This window comes from Allobosea sp. WAO (assembly GCF_001509835.1).
GTDB lineage: Bacteria > Pseudomonadota > Alphaproteobacteria > Rhizobiales > Beijerinckiaceae > Allobosea.
The window spans coordinates 1-12995 of record NZ_JXTJ01000011.1 but is presented as its reverse complement, the minus strand read 5'-3'; the positions used below and the strand labels follow the sequence as shown (position 1 = coordinate 12995).

Below are 12995 nucleotides of genomic sequence, written 5' to 3'. Positions count from 1 at the left end.
GCGCATCCAGCCAAATGGTGAGAGGGCTGCGGTACGTGGGATGGCTGATCCTATGAGATTTCCGTCAGCAGCCCATGTTGCCCGGACGTCCGCAGGAAATGCAGCAGGTCCGACAATCCTTCGCCGAGCAGGGTCACATGCGAGCGCATCATTTGCGCCGCCTGGACACCATCGCCTCGCAGGATCGCCTCCATCACGCGCTCATGCTCGGGGATGGACGAGTGCATCCGCCCGGGTTGGTAGGTGATGGTGCGGCGGTAGGGTGAGATCTTGAGCGTCAGCCGCCGTAGCTCGTCCTGCAGGATGCGGTTATGGCTCGCGGCAGCGATCAGCTCGTGGAAATCGAGATTGGCCGCATAGAAGGCCTCCGCATCCTCGGCCCGGGCAGCTTCCGCACAGGCCCGGTGCGCCGCCTGCAGACGTGTCCGCTGCTCCGGCTGGATACGACGGGCGGCCTGCGAGGAGGCGAATGCCTCCAGCTCGGCCACGACCCCAAAGGCGTCGAGGAGGTCGGCAAGCGACATCTGCGAGACCTGCAGCCCCTGGCGCCCGCGCGACACTACGAGGCCGCTGGCGGCAAGACGCTGCAGCGCCTCGCGTACGGGCGTGCGCGACATGCCGAACTGCTCGGCGAGCTGGCGCTCGTCCAGCTTGTCACCTGGCCGCCGGATTCCCTTGAGGATCTCTTCCTCGAGACGGGTGACCACTCCGGCCGAAAGCGATTCAGGCTCTTCCGGCGTCATCGATCCGTTCACTCGCGCCATCACGCTCAGCGCCTCACCGGCTGTCTGCCGAATAAAATCTGTTCGCGACCATCTCCGCGAGCGCCACAAGCCCATAGAGGAGCAGACCGCAGATGCAAAGCACCACGATGGCGGCCATCGACACCTCCGTATCGGCGCGCGCCGTCGCGAAGATGATGAGATAGCCCAGCCCCGCCTGTGCCGTGATGAACTCGCCGATGATCACGCCGATGATGGCCAGCGTGATCGCGATCTTCATGCCGCTGAAGATGTGCGGTAGGGCCATCGGGAACCGCACGCTGGTGAACACCTGCCATTCCGTGGCGGTCAGCGCGCGGCACAGCCTCAGGATGCCCCGGTCGACGCTCAGGAAACCGGCTGTCGTCGCGATGACCACGGGGAAGAACGCAATGAACACCGAAAACGCGATGCGCGACTGCGAGCCGACCCCGAGCCAGATGATGAAGAGCGGCGCGAGTGCGATCTTCGGGATGAGCTGGAAGAAAATCAGGTTCGGATAGAGTGCCTCACGCGCCATGTCCGAATAGGTGATGAGGATGGCGAGCGCGACGCCGAGCAGGAGTGCGAGCAGGAAGCCGGCCGCGGATTCCAGCGTCGTCGGCACCGCATGCGTCAGCAGGATATCGTAACGCGCAACGATGTACTTCGCGATCGAAACCGGGGACGGAAGGATGACCGAAGGAACCTGCCAGATCGTGACGTAGAGCTGCCAGGCCGCCAGCACCACGAAGGCCAGGCCAAGCGGCAGAACGATGCTGCTCAGACCGGCGGCGCCCTGGAAACGGTTGGCTCCGGAAGCCGGGAGGGCGGCACCGGTCTCGGTGCCGATGGTGGCCTTTGCCATGCTGGACCTCACTCGATGACGCTGCCGGCGGCGGTGTTCGCCTTGGCGTGTTCTGACCTAGCGGAAGCCTCGCCATGGCCGTGCGCGGCCTCGATGGTGAGGCGCAATGTCCGGCAGACCTGCGCGAATTCCTGGGTTTCCTCGATCTCGAACCGACGCGGCCGCGAGAAGGGCATCTTCATGTCGAGGATGATCGTCGACGGTCGTCCACCCATCACCACGACCCGGTCGGACAGGAATGCGGCCTCGCGGATCGAATGGGTCACGAAGATCACCGTCTTGCGGTAGGTCTCGAGAATCTCCGAGAGGGCGACATTCATCTGGTCGCGGGTAATGGCGTCGAGCGCGCTGAACGGCTCGTCCATCAGCAGGATCTCGGGATCGTGGATCAGCGCTCGGCAGATCGCGACGCGCTGGCGCATGCCGCCCGAGAGCTCGCCCGGCTTCTTGTGCTCGAAACCGGCAAGGCCGACCATCTTGAGCAGGCTGTGAGCCCGGTCGATGTACTGGGTGACCGGCAAGCGCAGGATGCGGATCGGGAAAAGCACGTTCTCGAGCGTGCTCTTCCACGGCAGCAGGGTCGCGTCCTGGAAGATGATGCCGATGTCGCGGCGCGGCGCCGCGACCGGCTCGCCGGCAAGCATGATTGTGCCCGCTGTCGGCCGCTCCAGCCCGGCGATCATCATCAGCAGCGTCGACTTTCCGCATCCCGAAGGGCCGAGCAGCGATACGAACTCGCCCCTCGCCACGTCGACGGATGCGGAGGCGACCGCATGGATCGGCGACTGCCGGGTGAAATAGGTCTTCTGGACATCCGTGGCCGATACGAGAGGCGTCTCGTCCACGGTAAGCTCCGCCTTGGGTGCCAAACTCAGCATCAGTCGTCGCCTCGTTCGCTGCGCCGGTCAGGAACCGACATATCGACGGAACGGTGCGGCGCTCTTCTCCGCGCTCGCCAGCTCTGCGGCAGATAGCTTGATCTTCCCGACGAAGTCGTTGGTGAACAGCGTGCCGACATCCGGCTTCACCGAACCTTCGCCCGCGGCGTATTTCATCACGAGATCGGCCATCGTGGCGACCTTGGCCGGATCGGCCCAGCCGAAACCATTCTGCTTCACCTCGGGCACGAGATTGGTGAGATTCGTCAATCCAAGCCCAATGCGCGCGTACTCCTTGCCGGTCGAGGAAATCGCGACCTCGCTATTGGCCTTGAGGAAGATGTCGACCGCTTCGTCGAAATTGGTCATCGTGAACTGGATGGCCTCCATCGCGCCCTGGACGAAGGCTTCGCAAAGCGCCCGGTCCTGCTGAAGCCGGGCCGGCTGGGTCGTCAGGGACTGGCCGTAGAACTCGATGCCGACTGCCGAGAACAGCATGAAGCGGACGTCGGTGCCGAGCGGCGCCAGCGATGGCACGGTGCTGGTGGCGAAGGCGGACACCGCATCGACCTGCTTCTCGACCAGCGTGCGCTCGCGTACCTTGCCGTCGACCTGCAGGATCTGGACCTTCGAGAAATCGACGCCAGCCTTCTCGGCATAGAGCGGCAGGAACGGATACTCGCCGGAGGTCACGCTGGCGCCCAGCTTCTTGCCCTCGAGATCCTTCGGCGCGCGGATCGGCGAGCCGGACAGGACGCCGACCCCCATCAGGGCGTCATAGTTGATCTGGCCAATGCAGGTGATCGGCAGCTTCTTCGCCGCCTGCACGATCACCGTCGGCGTGGCCGCCATGCCGAAATCGAAGGTGCCGGCGCTGACCGCCTGCGCCGCCGCTCCGGAGCCCGAGCCACGCGCCACCGAAACGTCGAGGCCATGGCGCTTCCAGAAGCCCTTGTCGCGCGCGACGTAGGCGAAAAGGTTCGGGCCCTCCGGAATCCAGGAGGTCGTGAAGGAGACCTTCTTCAGGCCCTGCGAGAGCGCGGGCATGGCGAGAGAGCCCGTTGCGGCCGCTGCTGCTGCGGCACCGAAGCCCTTGAGGGCGCTGCGACGTGAAACAAGCATCCAAGTCTCCCCTTCGATCCATCGCGCGCCGGCCGGTCGGCGGCACTGACGCAACCATCACCGTGATCCACTTGAGGCGCAAGGCACATTATGCAGAAAATTCAATCCTGCATACTATTTTGCCGATTTTCTGGATTTATGGGCTGTCGTGCATGCGAAATTTATGCAACGACTCACGATTAAAGGCTGAATTTCCTATTTCGGTATACCAGAATGGCGCCACGAGACGGAGATGTCATGAAATCCTTCGAGCTTCGCAATGCCCATTTCGACCGGCTCGTGAACACGGCCGGCCTGCGCTGGATGGGGCAGAACACCAATCACGCGACGCCGCATTCTGCGGTGCTGGCGGCGATGGAGAGGTGTATTCGCGACGAGGAGTTTCACATCTACGCGCCGCCGGCGGGGCTCGAGGAGCTGCGCCACGGCATCGTTGCCGATCTTGGCCTGGACGGGCAGGCCGCGCTGGTCTCCGATGGCGCGGTCGCCTCGCTCTACCATGTCTGCCACAGCCTGCTCGGACCGGGAGATGAGTTCATCACCACCGACCCGACCTGGAACTGGCCGATGGCCTTCGCGCGGGCCGTCGGGGCGAAGGTGACGCAGATTCCGATCTATGGCGAGGAGTACGGCTATCGCCTTGCGCCGGAGCGGCTGAAGGCGGCGATCACGCCGAAGACCAAGGTCATCTACATCGTCGATCCGAACAATCCGCTTGGCTCGGCCTGCACGGCGGCCGAGATCGACGGCATCGTGACGGCCGCGCGCGAGGCGGGGGCCTACCTGATCCACGATTGCACCTACCGCCATTTCGCCCATGAGCACACGCTGGCGGCCACGCGCTACCCCGAGCGGACGCTGACCATCTACAGTTTCTCGAAATGGCTGGGCCTGGCCGGCATGCGCGTCGGCGCGGTCGTGGCCCATCCCGACATCATCGAGAAACTCTCGGCCGCGCCGCCGAACAATCTCGGCTCGAACATCCTGTCCCAGCGTGCGGCGCTGGCCGGCCTAGCTATCAAGGCCGAGTGGTTTCCCGGGGTCCTCTCGCAGCAGCGCGCCAACCAGAAGCTGATCAAGGATGCTGCCGACAGGATTCCGGGGCTGTCCATGCCGGTCTTCCCGTCGAACGGCAATTTCGTCGTGCTCGAATGCGAGCGGGCTGGCGTGAAGCCGGAGGCGCTCGTCGCAGCCTATCAGAAGCACGGCATCATGATCCGCCAGGGCGCCTATCACACACCCAGTTTCGGTGACCGGTTCGTCAAGGTCAGCACCACCGTCCCGACTGCCTGGGTCGAGGAGTTCGTCGACCTGCTGCCGACCATTGTCGACCAGGTCCGCGGCCAAAACGAAGACGTGAAACTGTTCTGAGCCGGCCTGTCCGCCGCAGCGCTCGTAGAAGGAGAAATCGAAGATGGATCTTAAGCTGAAGGGCAAGACGGTCCTGATCACCGGCGCCTCCCAAGGCATTGGCGAGGGGCTGGCGCGCTCATTCGCCGAGGAGGGCTGCAACCTCCATGTCGTGGCGCGCTCCGGCGACAGGCTGGAGGCGTTGAAGCGCGAGCTGGAAGCCGGCCATGGCGTGACGGTGACGGCACACGCGCTCGATCTGACCAAGGAAGGCGCAGTCGAGCGCCTGGTCGATTCCGTCGGCGACATCGACATTCTCGTCAATAATGCCGGCGTCGTCCCCAGCGGCACTCTATGGGACGTCGACGAGGCGAAATGGCGCGCCGGCTGGGAGCTCAAGGTATTCGGCTACATCAACCTCACACGCGCGCTCTACCCGCGCATGAAGGCGCGCGGCGGCGGCGTCATCATCAACAACATCGGCAATGGCGGCGAGGTTTTCGATCCCGCCTATGTCGCGGGCACGACCGGCAATGCCAGCTTGATGGCCTTCACGCGCGCCATGGGCGGCCACTCGCTCGACGACAATATCCGGGTGGTGGGCGTCAATCCGGGCCCCGTCGATACCGACCGTATCTACAACATGCTGAAAAAGCGCGCCGCCGACTGGCTCGGCGATGCCGGCCGCTACGAGGAGCTGCAACAGCGCTATCCGCTGAAGCGCCCGGCCCATGTCCACGAGGTCACCGACCTGATCGTGTTCCTCGCCTCGTACCGCTCCGGCTATACGTCCGGCGCGATCTTCACCGTCGATGGCGGCATCGCCTCGCGCCGTTCCGTGATCTGAGGGGAGGCGCGACATGGCATTTGCCACGGCCAGCGACGGCGTGCGGCTCTTCTACGAGGAAGCCGGTTCAGGCACGCCGATCATTTTCGTGCACGAGTTCGGCGGCAGCTACTGGAGCTGGGAGCCGCAGCTCAATTTCTTCGCGCGGCGGCACCGTTGCGTCACCTTCGCGGCGCGCGGCTACCGGCCCTCCGATGTGCCGGAGAACGTAGAGAGCTATTCGCAGGCGCGGGCGGCTGACGACATCGTCGACGTGCTGACCGCCGCCGGCATCGACAAGGCCCATGTCGTCGGGCTCTCCATGGGCGGGTTCGCCTCGCTCCATGCAGCGCTGCGCCACCCCGGCCGCGTATTGTCGGTGGTCGCCGCCGGGGCAGGCTACGGCGCCGAAAAGCTCCATGAGGAGTACTTCAAGGGCATCTCCGAGCAGGTCGCCCGAAGCTTCGAGCAGCGTGGAGCCAGGGATTTCGCGCCGACTTATGCCGAGGGCGCATCGCGCGTGCAGTTCCAGGACAAGGATCCGCGCGGGTGGACGCTCTTTGCAGAGAGGCTCGGCCAGCACGATTCACTGGGGGCGGCGAACACCATGCGCGGCGTGCAGATGCGCCGGCCTTCGCTGTACGATCTTGAGGCCGAATTCCACACGATGCAGGCGCCGCTGCTGGTCATGACCGGCGACGAGGACGACCATTGCATTCAGCCCGGGGTTTATCTGAAGCGGGTCGTGCCGCGCTGCGGCCTCGCAGTGTTCCCGAAGTCCGGCCATACGCTCAATCTCGAAGAGCCCGAACTTTTCAACCGCCTGCTCGCCGAGTTCATCGCGCAGGTCGAGGCCGGGCGCTGGGGCCCGCGCGATCCACGCGCCAACCCGGCGCAGATCATGCGGACCGACTGAGCATGACAACCAGGCAACGTCTGTCCGATCTTGTCGATGGCGTGCGCCTCTGGGACCGCCACATGGCGCTGGCTGCCTTTGGCGCCCGGGCCGATGGCGGTGTCGATCGTCCAACCCTGTCGCCGCAGGAGGCTCAGGCGCGCGCCCAGGTGATCGCCTGGGGCAGGGCGATCGGTCTGGAGGCCTTCACCGACAGGGCCGCGAACCTCTTCCTGCGTCTCGAGGGGCGCGATCCCTCGCTTGCACCCATCGTCGCGGGCTCGCATATCGACTCGCAGCCGACCGGCGGCAAGTTCGATGGCGTTTTCGGCGTGCTCGCCGCACTGGAAGCGGCGGAGGCGATCATGGCGTGCGGCGAGCGACCGCTCCGCCCTGTCGAGATCGTCGCTTGGACCAACGAGGAAGGCTCGCGCTTCGCACCGGGCATGACGGGCTCCGACCTCTTCACCGGAGCCAAGGCACTCGAGGCAGTGCTACCCATCCGCGACGCAGGCGGCATCAGCATCGGCGAGGCGGTAGCGTCGATCCTCGCGGCCGACGACAATGTACCGCTGCGGGCGTTCGGCCTGCCGATCGCGGCCTATGTCGAGCCACATATCGAACAGGCCTCCGTGCTCGAACGGGCGGGCATCCCGGTCGGCGTCGTGACAGGCATCCAGGGCACGCGGCGCTACAGGGTTCGCGTCCTGGGCGAGGCGGCCCATGCCGGCACCGCCTTGCGGAGGGATCGGCGGGACGCACTGATGGCCGCCGTTCGGATGATCCGCGCCATGGACGAAGCCGCCATGGAACCGGCCGACACCTTGCTGACGGTCGGCATGTTGCAGGTCACGCCGAACGCCCCGTCAGTCGTGCCGGCGGAAGCCTTCTTCTCCATCGATCTCCGCCATCCGGACAATGCCGTGGTCGACCGGGTCGACGCCGCGATCCGACGAATCGTCGAGGAACTGAAGGGCGAGTGCAGCGTCGAGCTCAAGCAGATCCAGCATTCGCCCTCGCTGAACTTCGCGCCTGCGATTCGTCACGCAATTGCCGAAGCGGCCGCGGCGCGCGGTATTCCCGCGATGGATGTCTATTCGGCGGCCGGCCATGATGCGCGCCAGTTGCACTATGTCTGCCCCGCCGGGATGATCTTCGTACCGTGCCGGGGCGGGGTATCGCATAATCCCGACGAATGGGCCGAGCCGGAGCATCTGACCGCCGGCGCGCAGATCCTTGCAGATGTCGTTTGGGAGCTTGGCAACCGAAGCGCGCTTTAGCCAGCGCGCGAAAACGCTGCTCGTGGGAGACGCGCCGTTGCCTCGCTGTTGCCGGCTGCGATTGACGGCCAACCTGAGGCGCGAGCGTCCGAGGAGGTTGCGTGACCCAAGCGTAGGCTTTCCGGCGATACGCTGGAGTCCGCACATGGCGCGGACCGGCCCAGGTGCGCCAGTTCTCTCCGTGACAGCCAAGGATGCATTGCTGTTGCGCCACACCGACCAGCTGGACTGGTCAGCGCCAGAAACGGGCATCGGCGTTTGCCGGGGCAGCCACCCACTATGGCTTGCCGCCCCGGCCGTCGAGAGCATTGCGGGCCCGATGCACGATATCCAGAAAGGCCTTGATGATGCGGCTGGACTCGCGCTGCTTCAATACGACCACATGGGCGTAGGTATAGACTTCCGCCTCCTCGATGCGAACCAGCTTAAGATCTTGGTCCGGCACGAATTCCGCCTCCGAGACATAGCTGATGCCGAGGCCATGGATCACGGCCTCGCGGATAGCTTCGCGGCTGCCGATCTCCATCATCAAGCGCGGCTTCGCCCCGGTCACGGCGAGCGCCTCCTCGAAGGCGCGTCGCGTGGTCGAGCCCCGCTCGCGCACGATCATCGGCTCGCCTTCCAGCTCGGCCAGCCGAATGCTGTCGCGCGTGGCGAAGCGGTGGTCGCGGCGCACGAACACCGCAACGGGATGACGTCTGTAAGGAATGGTCAGAAGCCGATCGTCCTCGTCGATGTAGGCGAGGACGGCGACGTCACATTTATAGTCGAAGAGGTCGTCCAGCACCTCGGTCGAGTTGCCGAGCTTCACCGCCAGTCCGATGCCGGGATAGGCCTGATTAAAGGCCGCGAGCATCTCGGTGACATGAAACGGCCCGACCGCGCTGATCGACAGCCGGCCGGTCTTGAGTTCGCGCGATTGCTCCAGGAAGGCCAGCGCCTCGTCCTCCTCGGCGAACAGGCGCGTGGTGATCGCCAGCAAATGCCGCCCGGCATCGCTGAGCTCACGCCGGCGGCCCCGGCGGACGAACAGCTCGACGCCGTACTCGTCCTCAAGCGCACCGACCTGGGCGGTGAGCGTCGGCTGGCTGATGTTGAACGCCGCGGCCGCGGCATTGAAGCCACCGGCACTGGCAACGGCATGGAACGAGCGAAGCCGCGTGTAACGCATAGAAAAAAACTATCTATTGGGACCGAAAAATCAATTTGTTTCTGGGTTCGGCCTTTGTGAGCATCTGATCCAACGACGCCGGCAAAGCGCGGCGGCAAAGATGCAACGAGGGTGGAACGCATGCAGTGGGCCTATTGGAATCCTGTCAGGATTCGCTTCGGCGCCGGCCTGTTCGACGAAGTCGCCGGTCTGGTCGGCAAGCGGCGCTGGGCGCTGGTCACCTACGACCAGCCGATATTCAAGGCGCTCGCAGACCGCCTTGCTGCAAGGGCCGGAGCCCCGGTAGCGACGATTTCCAACATCGAGACCAATCCGGACTGCGCCGACCTCGCCGAATCCTGCCGTCTGTTCGGTGCGGCCAGCCAGCGGCCCGAGGTCATCGTGGCGCTCGGCGGCGGTTCGATGATCGATGCGGCCAAGGTACTCGCCGCCAGCAGCGGCGACTTCGAGACCGTGCGACGCCATCTCGTCGACAAGACGCCGCTCGACGCCTCCGAGATCGTCCCGATCATTGCCGTCCCGACCACCGCTGGAACCGGCAGCGAGGTCACCTCCTGGGCGACGGTCTGGGACTCCGCCAATGGCAGCAAGTACTCGCTGGCGCATCCCCGCCTCTATCCCGAAACCGCCTTGCTCGACCCTACGCTGACGATCGGCGCCCCGCGCGGGTTGACGCTGGCGACCGGGCTCGATGCCCTCTCGCATGCGCTGGAGAGCATCTGGAACGTCAACGGCAATCCGGTCTCTGCCAATCATGCGGTCGAGGCGGCGCGCGAGATCATCGACACTCTGCCGCGGCTACTGGAACGGCCCGACGATCCAGAGTTGCGGCTGCGCCAGATGCGCGCCAGCCTGCTCGCTGGCCTCGCCTTTTCCAACACCAAGACGGCGCTGGCCCACAACATCTCCTACGACATCACGCTGAAGAGCGGCACGATCCACGGCATCGCCTGCTCGTTCTCGCTGCCGATCGTGATGCGCTGGGCGATGGGCGTGCAGCCGCAGTGCGACGCTGCGCTGCGCCGCGTCTTCGGGCCGGACCTGGAGGCCGGCGCGGAAAGGCTCGAGGCCTTCCTGAAGAACCTCGGCGTCGAGACCGCCCCCTCCGCTTATGGCGTGTCGCCCCCCGAATGGAACCGCCTCGTCGACAAGGCACTCGAAGGCGAGCGCGGCCGCAATTTCATCGGGAGGCAAGCCGCAAAGGCGGCTTGAGAAACGAAGCACGCGGGCAATCCTGCCCACACGTTCACCGGCAAGGTCAAAGACCACCGGATCATCTGGGAGGATGACATGAACATTTCTCGTCGGAAGGTGATGACTGGCTCCGTCGCGGCAGCGGGAGCCTTGCTGGCCATGCCGCATATCGGCCGGGCCCAGACGAAACTCGTCCGCGTCGGGCTGATCCCCTCGGAGGATTCGCGCGCCATGCTCGAATCCAGCCAGCAATTGCTGGATGCGCTGGAGAAGAATCTCGGCATCAAGGTCCAGGGCTTCGTCGCCGCCGATTATAACGGCGTGATCGAGGCGATGCGCTCGGGCCATGTCGAGGTCGCCTATCTCGGCCCGTTCTCCTATGTGCTGGGCACGACCGTCGCGCCAATCGAGGCTTTTGCGACCGCCGAGACAGCGAAATCAGGCCGGACCTTCTACCACAGCCAGATCATCACCCGGAAAGACAGCGGCATCAAAGAGGTCAAGGACCTCAAGGGCCGGACCTTCGCCTTCGTCGACCCCTCCTCGACCTCCGGCCATCTCTTCCCCAAGGCCGGGCTGATGAAAATCGGCTTCGACCCGGAGAAGGATTTCGGCCGCGTGCTCTTCACCGGCTCGCATGACGCCAATGCCCTCGCCGTAGCCAACAAGCGCGTCGACGCGGCGACCATCGCAGACCGGATCTTCGATGCCGCCGTCCAGAAGAAGCTGGTCGACCCCGCCGATATCCAGGTCGTCTGGCGTTCCGATCCGATCCCGGAATCGCCGACTTGCTGGCGCAAGAACCTGCCCGACGATCTGAAGAAGCAGATCAAGACGGCCTTCCTGAACATCAAGGACATCACCTGGGCCGACCAGGGCAAGCTCAATCGCTTCGTCGAGACCAACGACCAAGCCTACGACATCATCCGCGAGACCGCGAAAACGCTGAAGCTCGACCTGGGCAAGATGAAGTAGCCGCGCCCGGCGCCGACGGAGAAAGCAAGATGATCAAGATCGAAGGACTGAAGAAGTCCTATGCCGGCCGCCCCGTGCTGCAAGGCATCGACCTGACGGTGAAGGCCGGCGAGTTCCTGGTCGTGCTCGGGCCGAGCGGCGCCGGAAAGTCGACCCTGCTGCGTTGTATCAACGGCCTCGCGCAGCCCGATGCAGGGCGCACGGTGATCGACGGCACGGTGTTCGACGCCAAGCGCAATGCGGGCGGCCAGCGGCCGGTCGCGATGATCTTCCAGCATCATAACCTGGTGAAGCGCCTCTCGGTGCTGAAGAACGTGCTGGTCGGCCGCATGGCCGGGCTGTCATCCTTCCTCTCGATGCTCCAGCTCTTCCCCAGGCGCGACGTCGAGATCGCGATGGAGGCGCTGGCCCGTGTCGAGCTGCCGCACAAGGCCAACTCCCGCGGCGACCAGCTTTCCGGCGGCGAGCAGCAGCGCGTCGGCATCGCCCGTGCGCTGGCGCAGCAGCCGGCGGTGATCCTCTGCGACGAGCCGGTGGCGAGCCTCGATCCGAAGACCTCCCGCGTCGTGCTCGGCTACCTCAAGGCGATCTGCAAGGAGGAAGGCATCGCGGTGATCTGCAACCTTCACCAGGTAGACTACGCCGTCGAATTCGGCGAGCGCATCGTCGGCCTGAGCGGCGGCAAGGTGATCTTCGACGACACGCCGGACCATCTGACGGCAGAGATCGTCCACAAGATCTATCCCGGCCTCGAGGACCCCGGCATCAGCCGCGTGCTGAAGCCCCGTCCCGTCGGCCAGCCCGCCCCTGCCCCGATGATCGCCGTCGCGACGGCCTGAACGAGACTGGAACCGGTCATGTCAATCGGCAGCTTGCAACTCGTCCTCCGCCCGCCGCAGGGCCGCTTCGGCTGGTGGGGCGTCAGCTTCCTGGCGCTCGCGATCCTCGTCTTCCTCTGGTGGGCCGCCCTCGGCTCGCAGATCAACGCCAGCAATCTCTGGAACGGAATTCCCTATATGTGGGACTTCCTGGTCCGGATGATGCCGCCCAACCCCGAGTTCCTGGAGCGGCTCTGGAAGCCGGCGCTGGAGAGCCTGCAGGTCGCGGTCTGGGGCACTTTGCTCGGCGTCGTGATCGCTTTGCCGGTCTGCTTCTTCGCGGCGCGCAACTTAAGCCCGAGCCCGATCGTCTACCACGCCACGCGTCAGGTCCTGAACTGCATGCGCGGCATCAACGAGATCATCCTTGCCCTGATCTTCGTCGCGGCCATCGGCCTCGGCCCCTTCGCCGGCGTCCTCGCCCTCGCCATCCACGGTGCCGGCATGCTGGGGAAGTTCTTCGCCGAGGCGATGGAGGATATCGACGAAGGTCCGCTCGAGGCCTTCCGCTCGGCCGGCGTCGGCCCGTTCAAGACCTTCTTCTTCGGCGTGCTGCCGCAGGTGCTGCCGGCCTGGCTCGGGACGATCTTCTACCGGCTGGAGACCAATGTCAGGCAGTCGACCGTGCTCGGCATGGTCGGCGCCGGCGGCATCGGCTTCGAGCTCGTCTCCTCGATGAAGCTCTTCAAGTACCAGGACACGGCGACCTGCATCCTCGTGATCCTCGCCATGGTCCTGATCGCTGACCTGGTCTCGTCCCGCGTCCGCGCCCTGATCCGCTGACCGGCGCCGACCCAAGGAGATTTCCGATGAACATG

14 protein-coding genes are annotated in these 12995 nt (G+C 65.1%); 9 read left to right on the top strand and 5 right to left on the bottom strand.

What is annotated here, in order from left to right:
- Positions 1-50: 50 nt before the first annotated feature.
- The 4 genes from DK26_RS20900 to DK26_RS20885 are packed head-to-tail and all read right to left on the bottom strand — an operon-like array spanning position 51 to position 3608.
- The gene (locus tag DK26_RS20900; protein ID WP_184231767.1) at positions 51-755 is read right to left on the bottom strand and encodes a GntR family transcriptional regulator; all 705 of its coding nucleotides are present in this window, start codon (positions 753-755) and stop codon (positions 51-53) included.
- 22 nt (positions 756-777) lie between these two features.
- The gene (locus DK26_RS20895) at positions 778-1608 is read right to left on the bottom strand and encodes an ABC transporter permease (RefSeq protein ID WP_066476521.1); all 831 of its coding nucleotides are present in this window, start codon (positions 1606-1608) and stop codon (positions 778-780) included.
- An 8-nt stretch (positions 1609-1616) separates the two neighbouring features.
- Complete coding sequence (locus DK26_RS20890) at positions 1617-2486, bottom strand: ABC transporter ATP-binding protein (RefSeq protein ID WP_083533420.1); 870 nt, start codon at positions 2484-2486, stop codon at positions 1617-1619.
- Positions 2487-2513: 27 nt separating this feature from the next.
- Positions 2514-3608, bottom strand: coding sequence for an ABC transporter substrate-binding protein (locus DK26_RS20885; RefSeq protein WP_066476519.1), 1095 nt, complete (start codon positions 3606-3608; stop codon positions 2514-2516).
- Between the two features lie 237 nt (positions 3609-3845).
- Here DK26_RS20885 and DK26_RS20880 point away from each other — a divergent pair, with 237 nt between their 5' ends.
- Genes DK26_RS20880 through DK26_RS20865 form a run of 4 tightly spaced genes read left to right on the top strand, consistent with a single transcriptional unit; the run spans position 3846 to position 7959 of the window.
- Positions 3846-4979, top strand: a complete 1134-nt coding sequence (locus DK26_RS20880) for a pyridoxal phosphate-dependent aminotransferase (RefSeq protein ID WP_066476517.1) — start codon at positions 3846-3848, stop codon at positions 4977-4979.
- Between the two features lie 43 nt (positions 4980-5022).
- Positions 5023-5805, top strand: a complete 783-nt coding sequence (locus tag DK26_RS20875; RefSeq protein WP_066476515.1) for an SDR family oxidoreductase — start codon at positions 5023-5025, stop codon at positions 5803-5805.
- Positions 5806-5818: 13 nt separating this feature from the next.
- A complete protein-coding gene (locus DK26_RS20870) occupies positions 5819-6700 on the top strand; it encodes an alpha/beta hydrolase (protein ID WP_066476512.1) in 882 nt (293 codons plus the stop codon).
- A 2-nt stretch (positions 6701-6702) separates the two neighbouring features.
- Positions 6703-7959, top strand: a complete 1257-nt coding sequence (locus DK26_RS20865; protein ID WP_066476509.1) for a M20 family metallo-hydrolase — start codon at positions 6703-6705, stop codon at positions 7957-7959.
- Between the two features lie 277 nt (positions 7960-8236).
- Here DK26_RS20865 and DK26_RS20860 read toward each other — a convergent pair whose 3' ends face one another.
- Complete coding sequence (locus tag DK26_RS20860) at positions 8237-8941, bottom strand: LysR substrate-binding domain-containing protein (RefSeq protein ID WP_248310058.1); 705 nt, start codon at positions 8939-8941, stop codon at positions 8237-8239.
- Here DK26_RS20860 and DK26_RS29765 point away from each other — a divergent pair, their 5' ends adjacent.
- The 5 genes from DK26_RS29765 to phnE all read left to right on the top strand — a co-directional run bounded on the left by DK26_RS29765 (position 8942) and on the right by phnE (position 12960).
- Positions 8942-9190, top strand: coding sequence for a hypothetical protein (locus DK26_RS29765; RefSeq protein WP_248310057.1), 249 nt, complete (start codon positions 8942-8944; stop codon positions 9188-9190).
- A 60-nt stretch (positions 9191-9250) separates the two neighbouring features.
- Positions 9251-10342, top strand: coding sequence for an iron-containing alcohol dehydrogenase PsrA (gene psrA, locus DK26_RS20855; RefSeq protein WP_066476504.1), 1092 nt, complete (start codon positions 9251-9253; stop codon positions 10340-10342).
- 78 nt (positions 10343-10420) lie between these two features.
- Positions 10421-11299: a phosphonate ABC transporter substrate-binding protein gene (gene phnD / locus DK26_RS20850; protein WP_066476502.1), complete on the top strand. Its 879-nt coding sequence runs from the start codon at positions 10421-10423 to the stop codon at positions 11297-11299.
- 29 nt (positions 11300-11328) lie between these two features.
- Positions 11329-12138 (top strand): phosphonate ABC transporter ATP-binding protein, encoded by an 810-nt coding sequence (phnC, locus tag DK26_RS20845; protein WP_083533419.1) that lies wholly within the window; start codon positions 11329-11331, stop codon positions 12136-12138.
- Between the two features lie 18 nt (positions 12139-12156).
- Positions 12157-12960: a phosphonate ABC transporter, permease protein PhnE gene (gene phnE, locus DK26_RS20840; protein WP_066476500.1), complete on the top strand. Its 804-nt coding sequence runs from the start codon at positions 12157-12159 to the stop codon at positions 12958-12960.
- Positions 12961-12995: the final 35 nt, after the last annotated feature.

Excerpts from the sequence above, each read along its gene's own strand:
- DK26_RS20895 (WP_066476521.1), bottom strand. The coding sequence starts at position 1,608 with ATGGCAAAGGCCACCATCGGCACCGAGACCGGTGCCGCCCTCCCGGCT.
- DK26_RS20890 (WP_083533420.1), bottom strand. The coding sequence starts at position 2,486 with ATGCTGAGTTTGGCACCCAAGGCGGAGCTTACCGTGGACGAGACGCCT.
- DK26_RS20885 (WP_066476519.1), bottom strand. The coding sequence starts at position 3,608 with ATGCTTGTTTCACGTCGCAGCGCCCTCAAGGGCTTCGGTGCCGCAGCA.
- DK26_RS20880 (WP_066476517.1), top strand. The coding sequence starts at position 3,846 with ATGAAATCCTTCGAGCTTCGCAATGCCCATTTCGACCGGCTCGTGAAC.
- DK26_RS20875 (WP_066476515.1), top strand. The coding sequence starts at position 5,023 with ATGGATCTTAAGCTGAAGGGCAAGACGGTCCTGATCACCGGCGCCTCC.
- DK26_RS20870 (WP_066476512.1), top strand. The coding sequence starts at position 5,819 with ATGGCATTTGCCACGGCCAGCGACGGCGTGCGGCTCTTCTACGAGGAA.
- DK26_RS20865 (WP_066476509.1), top strand. The coding sequence starts at position 6,703 with ATGACAACCAGGCAACGTCTGTCCGATCTTGTCGATGGCGTGCGCCTC.
- DK26_RS29765 (WP_248310057.1), top strand. The coding sequence starts at position 8,942 with ATGCCGCCCGGCATCGCTGAGCTCACGCCGGCGGCCCCGGCGGACGAA.
- psrA (WP_066476504.1), top strand. The coding sequence starts at position 9,251 with ATGCAGTGGGCCTATTGGAATCCTGTCAGGATTCGCTTCGGCGCCGGC.
- phnD (WP_066476502.1), top strand. The coding sequence starts at position 10,421 with ATGAACATTTCTCGTCGGAAGGTGATGACTGGCTCCGTCGCGGCAGCG.
- phnC (WP_083533419.1), top strand. The coding sequence starts at position 11,329 with ATGATCAAGATCGAAGGACTGAAGAAGTCCTATGCCGGCCGCCCCGTG.
- phnE (WP_066476500.1), top strand. The coding sequence starts at position 12,157 with ATGTCAATCGGCAGCTTGCAACTCGTCCTCCGCCCGCCGCAGGGCCGC.